This is a genomic window from Bifidobacterium bifidum ATCC 29521 = JCM 1255 = DSM 20456 (assembly GCF_001025135.1).
Classification (GTDB): domain Bacteria; phylum Actinomycetota; class Actinomycetes; order Actinomycetales; family Bifidobacteriaceae; genus Bifidobacterium; species Bifidobacterium bifidum.
Genome location: NZ_AP012323.1, coordinates 397,520 through 412,452 on the forward strand (window position 1 = coordinate 397,520; position 14,933 = coordinate 412,452).

At 63.7% G+C, this 14,933-nt stretch carries 13 protein-coding genes; 7 read left to right on the plus strand and 6 right to left on the minus strand.

Annotated features, from left to right (window positions below; all coding sequences use genetic code 11):
* Positions 1 to 63: 63 nt before the first annotated feature.
* The 6 genes from BBBF_RS01610 to BBBF_RS01635 all read left to right on the plus strand — a co-directional run bounded on the left by BBBF_RS01610 (position 64) and on the right by BBBF_RS01635 (position 8,328).
* Positions 64 to 1,371: an APC family permease gene (locus tag BBBF_RS01610; protein WP_033510102.1), complete on the plus strand. Its 1,308-nt coding sequence runs from the start codon at positions 64 to 66 to the stop codon at positions 1,369 to 1,371.
* Between the two features lie 460 nt (positions 1,372 to 1,831).
* On the plus strand, positions 1,832 to 2,920 hold the full coding sequence (locus BBBF_RS01615; RefSeq protein ID WP_014759855.1) for a hypothetical protein: 1,089 nt from the start codon (positions 1,832 to 1,834) through the stop codon (positions 2,918 to 2,920).
* Between the two features lie 63 nt (positions 2,921 to 2,983).
* A complete protein-coding gene (locus BBBF_RS01620) occupies positions 2,984 to 4,894 on the plus strand; it encodes a hypothetical protein (RefSeq protein WP_021647586.1) in 1,911 nt (636 codons plus the stop codon).
* Positions 4,895 to 4,902: 8 nt separating this feature from the next.
* The gene (locus BBBF_RS01625) at positions 4,903 to 6,540 is read left to right on the plus strand and encodes a dicarboxylate/amino acid:cation symporter (RefSeq protein ID WP_021647587.1); all 1,638 of its coding nucleotides are present in this window, start codon (positions 4,903 to 4,905) and stop codon (positions 6,538 to 6,540) included.
* A gap of 308 nt (positions 6,541 to 6,848) precedes the next feature.
* The gene (locus tag BBBF_RS01630; RefSeq protein ID WP_003811847.1) at positions 6,849 to 7,511 is read left to right on the plus strand and encodes an RsmD family RNA methyltransferase; all 663 of its coding nucleotides are present in this window, start codon (positions 6,849 to 6,851) and stop codon (positions 7,509 to 7,511) included.
* Positions 7,512 to 7,725: 214 nt separating this feature from the next.
* Positions 7,726 to 8,328: a nitroreductase family protein gene (locus tag BBBF_RS01635; RefSeq protein WP_033510100.1), complete on the plus strand. Its 603-nt coding sequence runs from the start codon at positions 7,726 to 7,728 to the stop codon at positions 8,326 to 8,328.
* Positions 8,329 to 8,477: 149 nt separating this feature from the next.
* Here the strand turns inward: BBBF_RS01635 and BBBF_RS01640 are convergent, their stop codons facing one another.
* The 6 genes from BBBF_RS01640 to BBBF_RS01665 all read right to left on the minus strand — a co-directional run bounded on the left by BBBF_RS01640 (position 8,478) and on the right by BBBF_RS01665 (position 13,833).
* Positions 8,478 to 8,930 (minus strand): Hsp20/alpha crystallin family protein, encoded by a 453-nt coding sequence (locus tag BBBF_RS01640; RefSeq protein WP_013363085.1) that lies wholly within the window; start codon positions 8,928 to 8,930, stop codon positions 8,478 to 8,480.
* Positions 8,931 to 9,176: 246 nt separating this feature from the next.
* Entirely contained in the window at positions 9,177 to 10,175 is a 999-nt protein-coding gene (trmD, locus tag BBBF_RS01645) for a tRNA (guanosine(37)-N1)-methyltransferase TrmD (protein ID WP_003811854.1), read from the minus strand.
* A gap of 261 nt (positions 10,176 to 10,436) precedes the next feature.
* Entirely contained in the window at positions 10,437 to 11,039 is a 603-nt protein-coding gene (rimM, locus tag BBBF_RS01650; RefSeq protein WP_003811857.1) for a ribosome maturation factor RimM, read from the minus strand.
* Between the two features lie 8 nt (positions 11,040 to 11,047).
* Positions 11,048 to 11,281, minus strand: a complete 234-nt coding sequence (locus BBBF_RS01655; protein ID WP_033510107.1) for an RNA-binding protein — start codon at positions 11,279 to 11,281, stop codon at positions 11,048 to 11,050.
* 2 nt (positions 11,282 to 11,283) lie between these two features.
* Complete coding sequence (rpsP, locus tag BBBF_RS01660) at positions 11,284 to 11,727, minus strand: 30S ribosomal protein S16 (RefSeq protein WP_003819603.1); 444 nt, start codon at positions 11,725 to 11,727, stop codon at positions 11,284 to 11,286.
* 576 nt (positions 11,728 to 12,303) lie between these two features.
* Entirely contained in the window at positions 12,304 to 13,833 is a 1,530-nt protein-coding gene (locus tag BBBF_RS01665; RefSeq protein ID WP_021647592.1) for an aminotransferase-like domain-containing protein, read from the minus strand.
* 202 nt (positions 13,834 to 14,035) lie between these two features.
* Between BBBF_RS01665 and BBBF_RS01670 the strand changes: the two genes are divergently transcribed.
* Positions 14,036 to 14,728 carry a LysE/ArgO family amino acid transporter gene (locus BBBF_RS01670; RefSeq protein ID WP_003811866.1) on the plus strand — a complete coding sequence of 231 codons (693 nt, stop codon included), beginning with the start codon at positions 14,036 to 14,038 and terminating at the stop codon, positions 14,726 to 14,728.
* Positions 14,729 to 14,933 lie beyond the last annotated feature (205 nt).

A 14,933-nucleotide genomic window follows, 5' to 3' on the forward strand; every position in this document is an offset into this window, starting at 1 on the left:
CGTTCTCATCGCCGGCATGATGTGGTTCAGTTGTCATGAAGGTTTCGGCCGGGGAGGGGCATCATGGCATCATCACGTTCACTGCACACGGTTCATCTGGCCGCTTTTGGCGCGGGCAATGTCGTCGGTCTGGGGGTCATGTCGATGGCCGGCATCGGCGTCGGCATCACGGGCACCGGATTGTGGCTCGCCGCGCTGGTCGGTGGCCTGGGAGGCGCGTTCGCGCTGGTGCCGCAGCTGCTGGCCAGCTCGTCCGGCGATTACCCGGGTGGCCAGTACCAGCAGGTCGGCACGCTGCTGCCGCCCGTGTTCGGTGGCATCGTCGCCTATATCCTGTGTTTTCTGGTGTTCGACATCTCCGCGTACGCGCTGTCCGCGGCGCAGCTGCTCGGCCTGCCCACGCTGCCGACACGCCTGACCGCGGCGTTGGTCGTCGCGCTGTTCCTCGGCGTGCACATGCTGGGTGCCCGCATCGCCGCCATCGCCCAACTGGTGATGGCCGTGCTGCTCGCGGCGGCGTTGGGCACGTACGTTGCGGTGACAATGCCGCACGTGCGGCTCGCGAATCTCGCGCATTACACGTTTCTCGGCTCGCCTCTGGCGTTCCTGTTCGCATGCGTGTACATGACGTTCATGATGAACGGGGTGGCCGGCGTGGCGAACTATGCCGCGGTCGCGGACCGTCCGCGGGTGACGGTGCCCCGCGCGATGCGCGTCTCGCTGTTGCTGGTCGTCGTGACGTATGCGCTGATCTGCGTGGCCGATGCCGGCGCCTTGCCGATAGCCCAGGTCGCGAACCGGGATCTCGCCGTCAGCCTGTCTGCATTCGTCCCGGCTCCGGTGACGGTCGCGTTCGTGGTGGGCGGCTCCGCGTTCGCCCTGCTCACCACGCTCAATGCCGCAGTCGGCTGCATGGCGTATCCGGTCGCCTCGGCCTGCGCGGACGGATGGTTGCCGCGCGAACTGGGAGAGCGTTCCGCTCGGACCGGCGCTCCCGTGCGCCTGCTTTCGGTGGGCATGATCGCCGCGGAGTGCCCGCTGATCGCCGGGAATTCCGCGAAAACCGTGTCGTCGAGCGTCACGATTCTGATGATCGTGGTGCAGGCGATGGTCGCCGTCGCCGCATTGCGCCTGATACTGCGCGACGGCTCATCGCTCTGCGCATTCCGCTCGCTGCCGTTGCTCGGCCGCGTGCCGCAATCCGGGCTCGCGGCGTTGTGCATCGTCGCGCTGCTCGTCGACCTGCTGCTGATCGCATGGCTGCTGTACACGATGAACCGTCTGCTGATCATCGGCAATGTCGTGATATTCGCCATAACGGTTGTCGCCGCTGTCATCGTGAACAAATATAGGGTTGATACGAGGCCATAACAACTATGTATAACCGCGGGTTTGCCAACGCGGCGACGCGGAGCCTACGATGATGTCAACGTTCACGGGAACCCGCGAACAGGCCCGGCCCCGGATGATGGGGCGGCACCCCGGTCAGGTGTCTTATCCGAGCAAGGAGTACATTATGTGTGTCAATGAAGGCGTGAAGGCATCGGCTGTCGGCTCACTGTCGGGCGGACTGCCGATCATGCGCGAGCGGTGAGAGACCGCTCGATAGTCCGTTTCGGATGTTTGCCGGCGCGATCGCGATGATTGTGATTCGCCGTCCGGCATGATTCCTCACACTCCCGGCAGATTACGCCGACGGTTGCCGGATCATTCGCGGCGATGCGGATTCTGCCGCATCGCAGGTTTTCGTATATCGCGATTCGCCGCCACCAAACTGTACCGCCGCGCCGTATCCAAAAACGGCGCGGAAGACAAGAAGAAGGGAATATCCATGTCCACATCATCAGCTCGTCATGAAGCGCCACGCAACGGGCGGCCCGTGAAACGCCGGCTTATCCGCGTGCTCGCCGGCTCGGCCGTGATAGGCGCTATGGCGGTCGGCGGCCTGCAATTCGCGCTCGGCACGGCCTACGCGGCCGGCGACGTGTGCGACCTGTGCTCGACCAACTACAATCCGGTCGCCTGCTGTTCCAGTGGCGGTTCGGCTTACGATTCCAACCCCGGAGGCGGCATCGACGTCTCAGCGCAGAAGGCCGCGTTCGACAGCTACTGCGCGAACTACAAGAAGGAGCACGCCCAGAAGGAGGAGCCGGCGACGCCCGCCCCCGCCACGAAGCCGAGCAACCCGAAGCAATCAGCCCCGGCCCCGGCGAAGCAGTCCTCGGGCTCGCCGGCCACCCAGACGACGAAGCCCTCCACGGGCAACACCACCGCGCAACAGTCGCAGCCCGCGCAGTCGACCGGCACACAGTCCGGCCAGAGCACGACGGGCAGCACAGCCGGGATCACAGGCGACACGGCCGCGAACGCCGATGCCACCGCCACTCAGACCTCGAAGGACGCGGCCTCCCGGAAGAACAGCGATGACAACACCGCCGACACCGCTGGCGGCGAGACCACCACGACCGAATCCGGCATCACCGACAGCGGCACTGATACGGCGGAAACCACCACGCAGGCCTCTCCGGTCACCGATCGGGCCGAAACCACCAGCCCGGTGGTGCGCATCGTCGCCGGCGTGGTCATCGCGCTCGCCGTCATCGGCACGCTGGGCGCTGCGCTGATTGTGCGCAACAAGCGCCGCGCTCCCGCGCTCGCCGGAGCGAACGGCGGCCGGTCCGACGACGGATTCGACATCGCAGACGGCGCGACGCCGGCCCCCGCGACGACGGCGAACGCCATTGCCGCAACCGAAGCCCGTGCCGACGCGAGTGCGCCGACCGAAGTGCTGCAGCCCATCGCATCGCCGGCGAACGGACCATCCGCCGGGCCATCGGCGAGTCTCAACGTGGCCGACAGCGGCGGCGCTCCTACCGCACGGTATGACTTCAACCTCGTCGACGGACCATCGTCCCGCTGAGCCATCGGCGCAGCAGTACCAACGCAATTCGATACGGAAGAAATACAGAAGGGAACCACAACAATGTCCAACACCAACCACAGCCTCACGAGAGGCTCCATCGCCGCTAAAGCCGCGGCGCTGCTCACCGCGGCGGCGCTCGGTCTCACCGGATTCGCGCTGACGGGCGGGAACGCCGCGTCCGCCGCCGAAACCACGCCCACGGCGGCAACAGCCGCACAATCCCAGGAAGACACGCCATTCGACTACTACGCGGGCATCCCCAACCTGCCTTCGGATCACGTGTTCGAAAACATCACGCTGGAACGTCTCGAAGACATCCTGCGCTACGGCAAAGGCAACTTCGTGATACTCATCGGCGGCACGTGGGACTCCGCGACGACGGCCGCACTGCCCGCCATCAACACCGCCGTCAAGGCGCAGGGCATCGAGAAGATCTACAATTTCGACCCGCACCTCGACAACGCCGGAGCCGACACGCTCGTCAACATCAACGACAAGAACAACGCGGTCGACGCATTCGCCAAGCGGTTCCAGCAGACCATCGACGAATTCGGCCTGACCGACCTGCAAAGCAAGAACACAGCAAACGTCGTCGATCTGCCGACCCTGTTCACCTACAACAAGGACAACACCGGCGACAAGGTGCTCGCATCCACCGCGAACGTTGCCGACAGCGCCGAGCTGACCCGCGTGCTGGGCACCGCGAAGAACGCCGCGACCCGCGCCAACGGCCAGTTCTACACCAACTACTACCTGAACAACGTCTCGGCCGGCGCGGCCAGCGTGTTCAAGCAGGGCGAGGACAAGGACTTCTCGCTCATATCGGTGACGTACGGCGAACTGGAGAAGCTGCTGCAGTCGCCAGGCAACCATTACATCTTCTTCGGCGCGACCTGGTGCGGCAACACATACGCCACGATCCGCTACGTGAACCAGGAAGCCCGCAAATACGGCATCAAGCACGTGTACACGTTCGACACGATCCTCGACAGCACGTCCGGCAAAGGCTCGCCGTTCCACATCCGTGACAACTACAACAACGGCAGCCACCCGCTGTCGGACCTGTACACGCATCTCGTGAACACGTACCTGCCGAACCTCGTGACCGAGGACGGCAGCCACGGCGTCGTCGATTCCAAGGGCGTCGGCGCGACCCGCCTGCAGGTGCCGCTGCTGCTGCACTACAACAAGAACAACGCCGCACAGCTGCCCGGAACCGACCAGCCGGCCGGCCCCGTGACCGATGAGGTCGTGGACTACCATGGCAAGACCGCGAACGTCGACGCCAAGCCGCAGCCCACGGCGAGGGAATACATGCTCAACTGGTACGGCACCACGTACGACGACAAGGCGATCATCCAAGGCGGATTCTCCATCACCGGCGACGACCTGAGCGCGGCGAAGAACTACGGGCGCAAGGTCAACAACGATCGTGACGCATACATCGCCCAGGCCGACCACTTCTACTCCCTGCTCAACCTGCGCGGCGAAATCGCACAAGCCAAGACGGTGAGCCTGGACGGTTACTCCGCCGGCCGGGTCGCCGCATTCAAGAAGACGCTCGCCGCGGCCGAAAAGACCGTGTCCGACAAGAAGGCGACCATCAGCGCGACCGACACCGCCACGAAGAACATCGCCAATGCGGTCGCGGCGCTCGCCGGAGGCAACAACGGCGGCAGCGGCAGCGGTAACGGCAGCGGCAGCGGCGACACGGGTAACAATCCGGTCGCAGGCAACGCCGACAACGCTGGCGGCAACGATAGCACGGCCGGCAACAAGCCGTCCCGCAAAATCGTCGTCGCCGGCAACGAGCCGCTCTCCCGCACCGGTGCCGAAGCCACGGTCATCGCATCCGTCGCGCTCAGCCTCGCGCTGACCGCCGCCGGGGCGCTGGCGCTGAGCCGCAACCGTGGCGACGCCGCGGCGGCACAGGCTCTCTCCGACTCGACCCGCCCAACCTCGGCGAGGTGAGCTGACTGATGGGAGCGCTATCCAACATCGATCCCACCGCAGTGGCGGTCTGGGCGTCGGCCGTGGTGCTGTTCGCCCTGATCGCCGTGCTGCGTGCGGTCTTCAAACTCAACTTCAGCCTGCTGACGGTGCTCGCGCTTGGGCTGGGCATCGCCCTGAGCCTCGTGTTCGACGGGCAGGTCGACTCGCTCAACCTGCTGGGCAACATCTACATCAACCTGATCACCGCGCTGGTCGCGCCGCTGATCTTCGTGTCGATCATCTCCAGCATCACCTACGTCGGCAGTCTGAAAAAGCTGCGCAGCATCGGATTGCGGTCGGTCGGCTGGCTGCTGCTCACCAATCTGATCGCCATCGTGATGACGCTGGGTGTGGCCATCCCGCTGCACATCGGCTCGGGCGTCAAACTCGTCGACGACAAGTCGACCGCCGGTTTCCTCACCTCGCAGACAGCGCCGCTCGACCAGGTCATACTCAACTTCTTCCCGAAGAACATCGTCGGAGACCTGTCCGGCAACCGTGTGGTGCCTATCATCATCACGGCCACCGTGCTGGCCATCGCCATCGTGTCGGTCGGTCGGCAGAAGGACGTGAGCGTCGTCAAACGGTTCTTCGAGCAGACCAAGGACGTGATCTACAAGGCCGTCGGCTACGTGGTCGAGCTCACCCCGTACGCGGTGGTGGTGCTGGGAGCGACTTCGACGGCCGCGACCACATCCAAGGCGGACGCGCTGCTCGCGCTGCTGAGCATTCTCGTGCTGGGCTTCGTGCTCAACATCATCCAGGCGTTCGTCGTCAACGGGCTGCTGCTGAAATTCGTGGCGCACGTGCCGCCCTTGACGTTCTTCAAGGCCGTGCTGCCGGCGCAGACCACGGCGTTCGCCACGCAGTCCAGCGTGGCGACGCTTCCGCTGAGCATACGGCAGCTCGGCACGGTCGGCGTCGGCGCGGACGTGGCGAACTTCACCACCCCGATCGGGACGACCATCGGCATGCCGGGATGCGCCGGTGTGTGGCCGATGCTGTCGGCCGTGTTCACCATCAACGCGCTCGGACTGGGGTATTCGCCGGCGAGCTATGTGGCGCTCGCGGTGATCGGACTGCTGTCGTCGATCGGTACCGCGGGCGTGCCGGGCACTGCGATCGTGACCGCGACGACCGTGTTCACCGCGGTTGGTCTTCCGGTGCAGCTTCTGGTGCCGCTGGTGCCGGTCAGCAACATCGTCGGCATGCCGAGCACGATGGCGAACGTGTCCGCTGCGGTCACATGCGCGGCGATCGTATCGCGGCAGACCGGGGAGTTCGACGAGGGCGTGCTGGATTCGGCTCGTGCCGGGCGGCATCGCCATCGCGCGGGCGTGGTCGTGTCGCCGGCTGGCGGGGCGGTTGCGGCTCCTGTCGTTCCTGTTGCGGCTCCCCTCGGCGCGGTGGGTGTTGCGGCGTCCGTCGTCGCCTCGCCCGTCGCGGCTGGAGTCGGTGCGGCCCATAAGCCGGTGCAGCCGGGATTCGCGGTGACGCCTGGATTGTCATTGACGTTGCATCAGTCGACGCTGCGTGTGCAGACCGACGACGATGCCGACGACGCTCCGGTGCCCGTTGGCGCGTGCGGCATCTCCGCCCACGCCGCCACGGCAAAAGCCGCATAGGCTGGCGAGTGGGCTGGCTGGGGGGTCTCCAGTCTCGCTACGCTCGACAGCCCCCGCTGGCGGGGGGCTGTCGAGCGTAGCGACTGGGGGTGGTCGAAGGTATGTCCAGATGAAAAAAGCGACCCGCAAACGGTCAAATTACGCGGGTCGCCGTGAGTATCCGAGCAAGGGTACCCGCAAAGCATCATAGCATATGAGGCATGTGAGCAAGCTGAGTCGCGTATCGGAGCCGTCTGATATATGGCACGTACGACCCAGGACCGGTGGTGCGGTTGCGGTCGTTTCGCCGGGGCGGCCATAATGGTGTCATGCATGTGATTTCAGGACGATTCAAGGGCGTCGCGTTGACCACGCCGAAAACCGGAACCCGGCCGACCACCGACCGGACCAAAGAGGCGATATTCTCGCATCTGGATTCATGGCAGGTGCTGGACGACGCCCGCGTATTGGATCTGTTCGCCGGGACCGGGGCGCTGGGCATCGAGGCGTTGAGCCGCGGCGCGAGGGAGCTGGTGGCGGTAGAGTCCTCCGCTCCGGCGGCGGCGCTGATCGCCAAGACGTTGACCGCGCTGCAGCGGAACCGTTCGTGGGAGCGCGGCATGACGGCCCGGGTCATCAGGGCCAGAGCCGAGAAGTACGTCGCTTCGGGTGCCGCACGCTCGGCCTCGAACGCCGATGCTGCTGGCGGCTCCGCGAAGTCGGCGGCGTTCGATGTGATCTTCATCGACCCGCCGTACGCGTTCGCCACCGAGGACTGCAACCAGTTGCTCTCGGACATGGTCGCCCATGGAATCGCCGGCGGGAATACGACGATCGTGTTGGAGCGATCCGCGCGTTCCGACGAGCCCGTGCCGCCCGAGGGATGGGTCCTCGCCGAGCATCGCGATTATGGCGAGACCGCGGTGTGGTATATCGAGTCCGCGCTTGAGACATCGGAGGCCTCGGAGACCTCGGGCGCGACGGATGAGTGAGCGGCCGAGGCGAGTGTAGCCCGTTGCTGCGAGCCCGAAGCGGCCTTGGCCCAATCGCCGCCGTGCCGAATGTTACCTAGCTAATATTCTCTGACAGAGAACATCGGCATGTGGATCGCATGGCGCACGTATCGTTAATTATGGAATACCTCGAATCGAGCTATTAAAAGACAGTGAAACAACAAACGCAATGCCATCGCGAAAGGATGCCATCATGTCGAACTTCATCGAGGAACTCAAGGCCCGTCGCTCGCAGTACGCGCTGACCTCCGAATCCCCGGTCAGCGATCAGGAGATCGTCAAGACCGTCGAGGACGTCACCGTGCAGGTGCCGAGCGCGTTCAACTCCCAGCCGCAGCGCGCCGTCGTGCTGTTCGGCGACGCCAACCAGAAGCTGTGGAACATCGTCAAGGAGACGCTGCGCAAGGTCGTGAGCGATGACGAAGCGTTCAAGGGCACCGAGGCCAAGATCAACGCCTTCGCCGCCGGCCACGGCACCGTGCTGTTCTACGACGACACCGACGTGACCAAGCAGCTGCAGAAGAACTTCCCGACCTACGCTGCGAACTTCCCCGGATTCGCCCGTGATGCCGCCGGCATGCTGCAGCTCGCCGTGTGGACCGCGCTCGCCGAGAAGGGGCTTGGCGCATCCTTGCAGCACTACAACCCGCTGATCGACGAGGCGGTCTCCGCCGAATTCGGTCTGCCGCCCAGCTGGGTGTTGCAGGCGCAGATGCCGTTCGGCACCGTCGCCCAGGCCGCGGCTCCGGTTGACAAGCAGCCGGTTGACTCCCGCGTGAAGGTGTTCGGCCTGTAAGCCGAATGGTCGCTCCCGCTGACGGGGTGGGGACGAAATACCAACGAGCCAATAAAAACCGTGACCGGTTGCATGTTCCGCATGCCGGTCACGGGATTTCTGCTTGACTGTTGTTTCCGCCGCCGACCTGTACGGCCGGCCATCAGGCATCAGCCCTCAATGGCGATCTGGTGCTTGCTTTCGACCTGCGGCTGCGCCTCGATCTTCGGAACCTGAATGCACAGCGTGCCGTTCTGATAGTTGGCGTGGATGTCGTTCTCCTTCACCTGATCGCCGACGTAGAAGCTGCGCGAGCAGGTGCCGACGTAACGTTCACGACGAAGCCACTTGCCGGACTCATCCTTGTCGCCGCTGTCCTCGTCCTTATGGGCGGACACGGTCAGATAGCCGTTGTTCAGCGAGACGCTGATGTCGTCCTTCTTGAAGCCGGGCATGTCGATGTCCACGTCATAGCCCTTGTCGTTCTCGCGCACGTCCGTACTCATCATGTTCGTCGGGGTCATCGCCGCGCTGTTGTCGGCGGAGCGCCAACCCTCGAAGAACGGGTCGTCAAACAGGTCAGAGAACATCGTGTCATTCATCAAAGCCGGAAACATTGCCATAATCGGTACTCCTCGCATATCGGAGTGGAACGGGTTGGCTTGCCGCGCCGGCCGGGTGACTGGCCTTGCCGGTGTGGTCTATCGTGGCCGTTCCCGGAACCCCTCTCGGAGCTCCTCCTCTTGCCTTGCACCACTACCTACCGGTATTCCGTCCTGACATTCCCGGCTTTTACCCACAGTGAAAAAGTTGAGTGTGTGAGACTCAACTTTTGCGGGGATGGTGGCTGATGACGTGTGTCAAGCGACTTACTTCAGCTTGCGCGGACGAGCTCCGGAGACCTCCCAGCCAAGGGCGATGAGGGTCTTGCGGTCCTGCTTGTCGAGCTGCCGGCAATCGAGCTGCTCGATGAGATCCGGGCGAATGTCGTTGGTGCGGGTCAACGCTTCGTCGCGGCGGAACCGGTCGACCTTGCCGTGATCGCCGCTGGTAAGGATCGGCGGAACCGCGATGCCTCGCCACGTGGCCGGCTTGGTGTACTGATGGTGTTCCAGCAGTGCGTTGCCGCCCGTGTACGACTCCTCGACGATCGAATCGGGATTGCCCATGAAGCCCGGCAGCAGTCTGGTGATCGCCTCCAGCATCACGGAAACCGCCACCTCGCCGCCGTTCAGCACGTAGTCGCCGATCGAGTATTCGCGTACGTCGACGCCCTGCGCGCGGTAATACTCAGGGATTCGCGCGTCATAGCCCTCGTATCGGCCGCAGCCGAACAGCAGATGGTCGGCGTGCGAGAGCTCGGTCGCGTCGCGCTGCGTGAACAGCGGCGCCGAGGGATTCGGGAAGATGAGAACCGGCGCGGCGTTCCCGCCAGCTTCACTGGTGTCGCTCGTGGTATCGGAAACGATGGAAGTGACGGAAGCGGCTGCGTCGGTCGGATTACCTGCATGGCCCGAGTCGGCCGCATCGGTCGTATCGGCTGCTTCCGCCGAGTTGACTGCGCCGGACGGACTGACGGAGGCCGAATCATCGTCGTGCGCGTCGGAAGATACCGCGTCCGGCGCGATGACTGCGGGTGCCAGACCGAGCAGGTCATCCAGGCATTCCGCCCAAACCTCAGGTTTCATCACCATGCCGGCACCGCCGCCGGCCGGCGTATCGTCAACGGAATGATGCACGTCATGCGTCCAGTCGCGCAGGTTGTGCGCGGTGACGGTGACGAGACCCTTCTCCTGCGCCTTGCCGAACAGGCTCAGGTTCAGCACGTCAAAATACTCCGGAAACACGGACACGATATCGATCTTCATGTTCTCCAGCGTAGCGAATCCCGCAGTCCGACGGCATGAGCGTCGCGACACGCCTGGATGTGTGGCATGGTTCGTCGGCGCCGGCTGACTGGAATCGCATGATTCCGATGTCTTTTATAAATCGCGTCTGTCAGCCTTGCTACGCATCCGGGCGTGCCGCATTGTTGCCGGACTCGGCTCGGCGCCCGGCAACAACGCCGTCATGTATGACAGTGTCCGACAGCCGCAGCTGTCGGACACTGAAGGGTGACCGGGGCCGAATCACAGTCCCGGAATCAGCCCGCCGGGCGGGTCGATCGTCAGATACCCCTCTTCGAGGTCGATGTCGGGCACCAACTCGTCGACGAACGGCACCAGTGCGGTCGATTCCGTCACTTCGCCGGTGACGGTGTCCCGAACCGGCGAGACCAGGCGAATCTTCAACAGCGTCTGCGCGCTGTCGAGTACGTCCACGACCTTGCCTATGACCTGGCCGGCCGGCAGGCCGAGCCCGTTGCCCTCGGCGAGCCGCGCTTCAAGCCCGACCAGATCCTTCGGATACCAGGCGTCCTCTTCCAGCATGTCCTCGGGATCGTCAGCCTCGCCGTACAGCTCGATGCCATTCGCCGCCTCGGAGGCGTCGCGGTCATCAATGCCCTCGAACTTAACGATCCAACGGTTCTTGAATGTGCGCGCGTACTCGACGACGTATTCCTGCGAACCGTCGCGCGTGTACAGCACGGAGTCGGGAGCGAACCGATATTCCGGCTCGTCCGTGAAGATCTGCACGGTGACCTCGCCTTTGAGCCCCTGCGCGCGTCCGATACGACAGACCCTCAGCAACTCGCGCTGCTGAGGGTCGTCAGAGTGTTGTTGACGCTCCACGCTAGGGTTCACCTGCGCACATCCATGATGTCGACGCGCACTTTGTGGTCGGCAGGTGCCTGCACCACGGTGCGGATCGCATTGGCGGTGCGGCCGCTGCGGCCGATCACGCGGCCAATATCCTCCGGGTTCACGCGCACGCGAATGAGTTCGCCGCGCGCGTTCTCGTGGGACTTGACCGAAACGTCATCGGGGAAATCGACGATGTTCTTGATGAGGTGTTCCACAGCCTGCGCGAGCATGATCACTCAGCCTGCGCTTCCTCGGCGGGAGCTTCAGCTTCAGCGGCAGCTTCGGCTTCGGCCTTGGCCTTGGCGTCAGCGGCGGACTTCGCGGCCTTCAGCTTCTGGGCTTCGGCTTCCACGGCTTCGACGCGAGCTGCGGCGTCCGGGCCGGCTTCCACGGTCTTCAGCGTGCCTTCGGCGCCGTCGAGGCCCTTGAACTTCTGCCAGTCGCCGGTGATCTTCAGCAGCTTGAGCACAGGCTCGGACGGCTGAGCACCGACACCGAGCCAGTACTGTGCGCGCTCGGAGTCGATCTGGATGGTCGAAGGCTGGGTGTTCGGGTTGTAGGTGCCGATCTCCTCGATGGACTGACCGTCACGCTTGTTGCGGGAATCGGTGATGACCACGCGGTAGAAGGCGTAGAACTTCTTGCCCATACGCTTCAGACGAATCTTGGTTGCCAAAATGGCTCTCCTTGTAATACTAGGTTTGCGGATTTTCGATTGTGTGTGGGGCACCTCAACCGAGAACCCACGTGTTCCTCATGAAAGGCAGAATGAGAGGGCTCCACCCATCACGAATAACCGCTAAATTATAACGCATAGGGGTGGATACCCGACACGCTGGAGCTGGCGAGCGATCGTCGGGGTCGACGTGGCAAAAACATCGGCGCGCAAGGTGTCTGACGTGATGCTTGAAAGTCTGGTCGGCATTCACTGGCGGAGGATTCGGGGCTATCTGCATTTCGAGGGGTTGATTCGTGTTGTTCCGAATGCCTATCTGCGTTTCGAGGGGTTGGTCACAAAGTATAAGCGGCCCAAGAACCGCATGATTCCGTTGGTATTTCGCCGATCATACTTCGGATATCGCGTTTTGGCGCCCCCTTGAAACGCAGATAGATGTCCGGCGGAGCCGAAATCAACCCCTTGAAAACGAGATACGGCCACATGGGGTACCTTGGCCGGTCGCAGCGGGCGGTTTCGAGACGGATAACGGCGGGTTTGCTTGGACGCTGTCCAGCCCGAAGCTGCCATCGAGGCCTATACCAAAGAGGTCAGGGTTTCGGCGGCAGCCGCGAACTCCTCCGGCGTGGTGTAGGAGTAGCTCAGGCGCAGCGAGTTGTCCCCCTCGAAATCGTAGATGTCGCCGGGGTTGAGCAGTACGCCGTGCTCGATTGCGCGCTGGAACAGGCGCCCTGTGCGCACCGGCTCGTCGAACGTGAGCCAGACGTAAAAACCGCCGCGCGGCACGTTCCAGTGGGCACGGCCGGCGAACAGTCGCTCCAGCGTCTCCAGTGCGGCGTCCCGCCGCCGGCGTAGCTGCATGCGCAGCGAGACCATGTACTCGTCATACAGGCCGCTGGACAGGAACCGCGCGAACACCCACTGGCTCAGCGTGCTCGCCCCGTAGTCCATCTGCATCTTCACGTCGGCCAGCCGTTGCACGATGCGCTCGTCCGCCACGATCCAGCCGATGCGCAGTCCCGGCGCCAGCGCCTTCGACGCACTGCCCAGCGTAATCACCATGCCGGTCTCATCGAACGATTTGAGCGTGTGCGGCGTATCCCCGTCGAAGATGAGGTCCTGGTATGCGCAGTCCTCGATGATCGGCAACCGGTTCGCCACGCATGAGGCGATGAGCGCCCGACGGCGTGGCTCGCTCATCGTGACGCCCGTGGGATTGTGGTTGGTGGGGATTGTATACAGCACCGCGTCGTTCTCGCGCGTGGCCTTGGCCCGCGGCGGCAGTGAGGTCTGCGGGGCGGACGGTACCGCCGCCGTCATCCCCTCGGACTGCGACCCGCCGCCCATCAGCTTCCCCAGCGCATCCACGTCAAGGCCATGCTCGTCCATCGGTACGCCGGCGAGTTTCATGCCGGCCGATTGGAACACCTGCAGCGACTTGATGTAGCTCGGCGCCTCCGCATAGACCGTGGATCCGGCCGACAGCAGACTCACCGAAATCATCTGCAACGCCTGCAATGCGCCGGATGATACAAGGACCTGCCCGGGCGTGCAGCTGATGCCCCACGCCTCCATGTGCGCCGCTATCGCCTCGCGCAGCACGTCAAGGCCCTCCGGCGGCGGATACCCGAGCGAGCTTATCTCGGCCGCGGCTTCGCCGGCCACGCGCCGCCACATGTCACGGGGGAACAGCCGCGGGTCGAGCTCGCCGGTGCCGAGACGGGTTTTCGACCGGTCGAATTCGAGTCGGTTTATCGTCTGAATGGTGTCGTTGTTCGCCTTGAAGAACCCGGACGACACGTAATCCGCCCAGTCCGGCGCGCCCGGCAGCATCAGCGACCACGTGTTGCTGGCGATGCGTGTGCCGGCGCCGTGCCGGCCTTCGACGATGCCGTAGTCGGCGAGCTCTCCGATCGCGGCGATGATGGTGGACCGGTTCACGCCGAAGCGTTCGGCCAGTACCCGCTGGCTGGGCAGTCTTGATCCGATCGGCCAGTCGCCGCTTGAGATGCGGGCGCACATGAAACCGACGATCTGTTCGGTTATGGGCTCGCCGCTGCTGCGGTCCGGCTCCCAGTTGATGTCCAATGGTGTGCTGCGTGTCATGATGCCTGATTTTTGGTTGGGTGCATTGCTCTGTTCTTGGCTGGTTGCCAAGTGTAATCGAATCTGTAGAATATGGCAAAGGTGTTGGAATAAGGCGGATTTTGTATAACTTGCAATCCGCGTGAGGAAATCCAGCTGATGGCATATTGGCTGGTTTTGGTTGGGTGATGATGACCCAACCAAATGATTGTCGGGAGTGATGATGGGTCTGTATTTCCAGGGCTTGACGATGGGATTGGCGTATGTCGCGCCAATCGGCATGCAGAATCTGTTCGTGATCAATTCCGCGTTGACGCGTACGCGTCGCAACGCGTTGATTACTGCGGTGATCGTGATTTTCTTCGATATCGTGCTGTCGCTGGCGTGCTTTTTCGGCATCGGCGCGTTGATGCAGGCGCATCCGTGGCTGCAGACCGTGGTGCTTGGCCTGGGCGGCGCCGTCGTGGTGCGCATCGGTCTGGGACTGCTGCTACCGAAGAAGAAGTCGACTTCCGAGAACGGCGCTGGGGCCGGTGCTGTTGCTGCTGCGACTGCTTCGACGGCGAGTCCGGTCGCTGGTGCTGAAGCCCCTGCCAAGCGTCTCGGTCTGCGTGGACTGCTGAAGACCGTTGGCACCGCGTGCGTGGTCACGTGGTTCAACCCGCAGGCCATCATCGACGGCACATTGATGCTCGGTGCGTTTGCGGCTACGCTGAGCGCGCAGCAGGCCACCCCGTTCATCACGGGCGTTGAGACCGCTTCAGTGATGTGGTTCCTCGGCGTCACGCTCGTCGTCAACGCGCTCGCGCACAAGTTCAATCCGAAGATCATCGGAGTGCTCAACCGCGTGTGCGGCGGCATCATCGTCCTGTACGGCATCAAGCTGCTCGTGGATTTCGCGATGGCGGTGCTGTAGTCGGGCAATCCAAGCCTCGCCGCATGGACTTCTACGGGAGCCCATGCGGCATTGTTGTTTTGACGTGCCGGGGGCGGGCCGTCTCGGTCATTCTGCGTCACTGTGAGCGGGTTGCGTCACGCTGCGTGTGCCCGCACAGCGTGACGCAACCCGGAAACCCAGTGATTGCAAGGGTTTTGTGGGTGCGTCACTGTGAGTGTGCCCG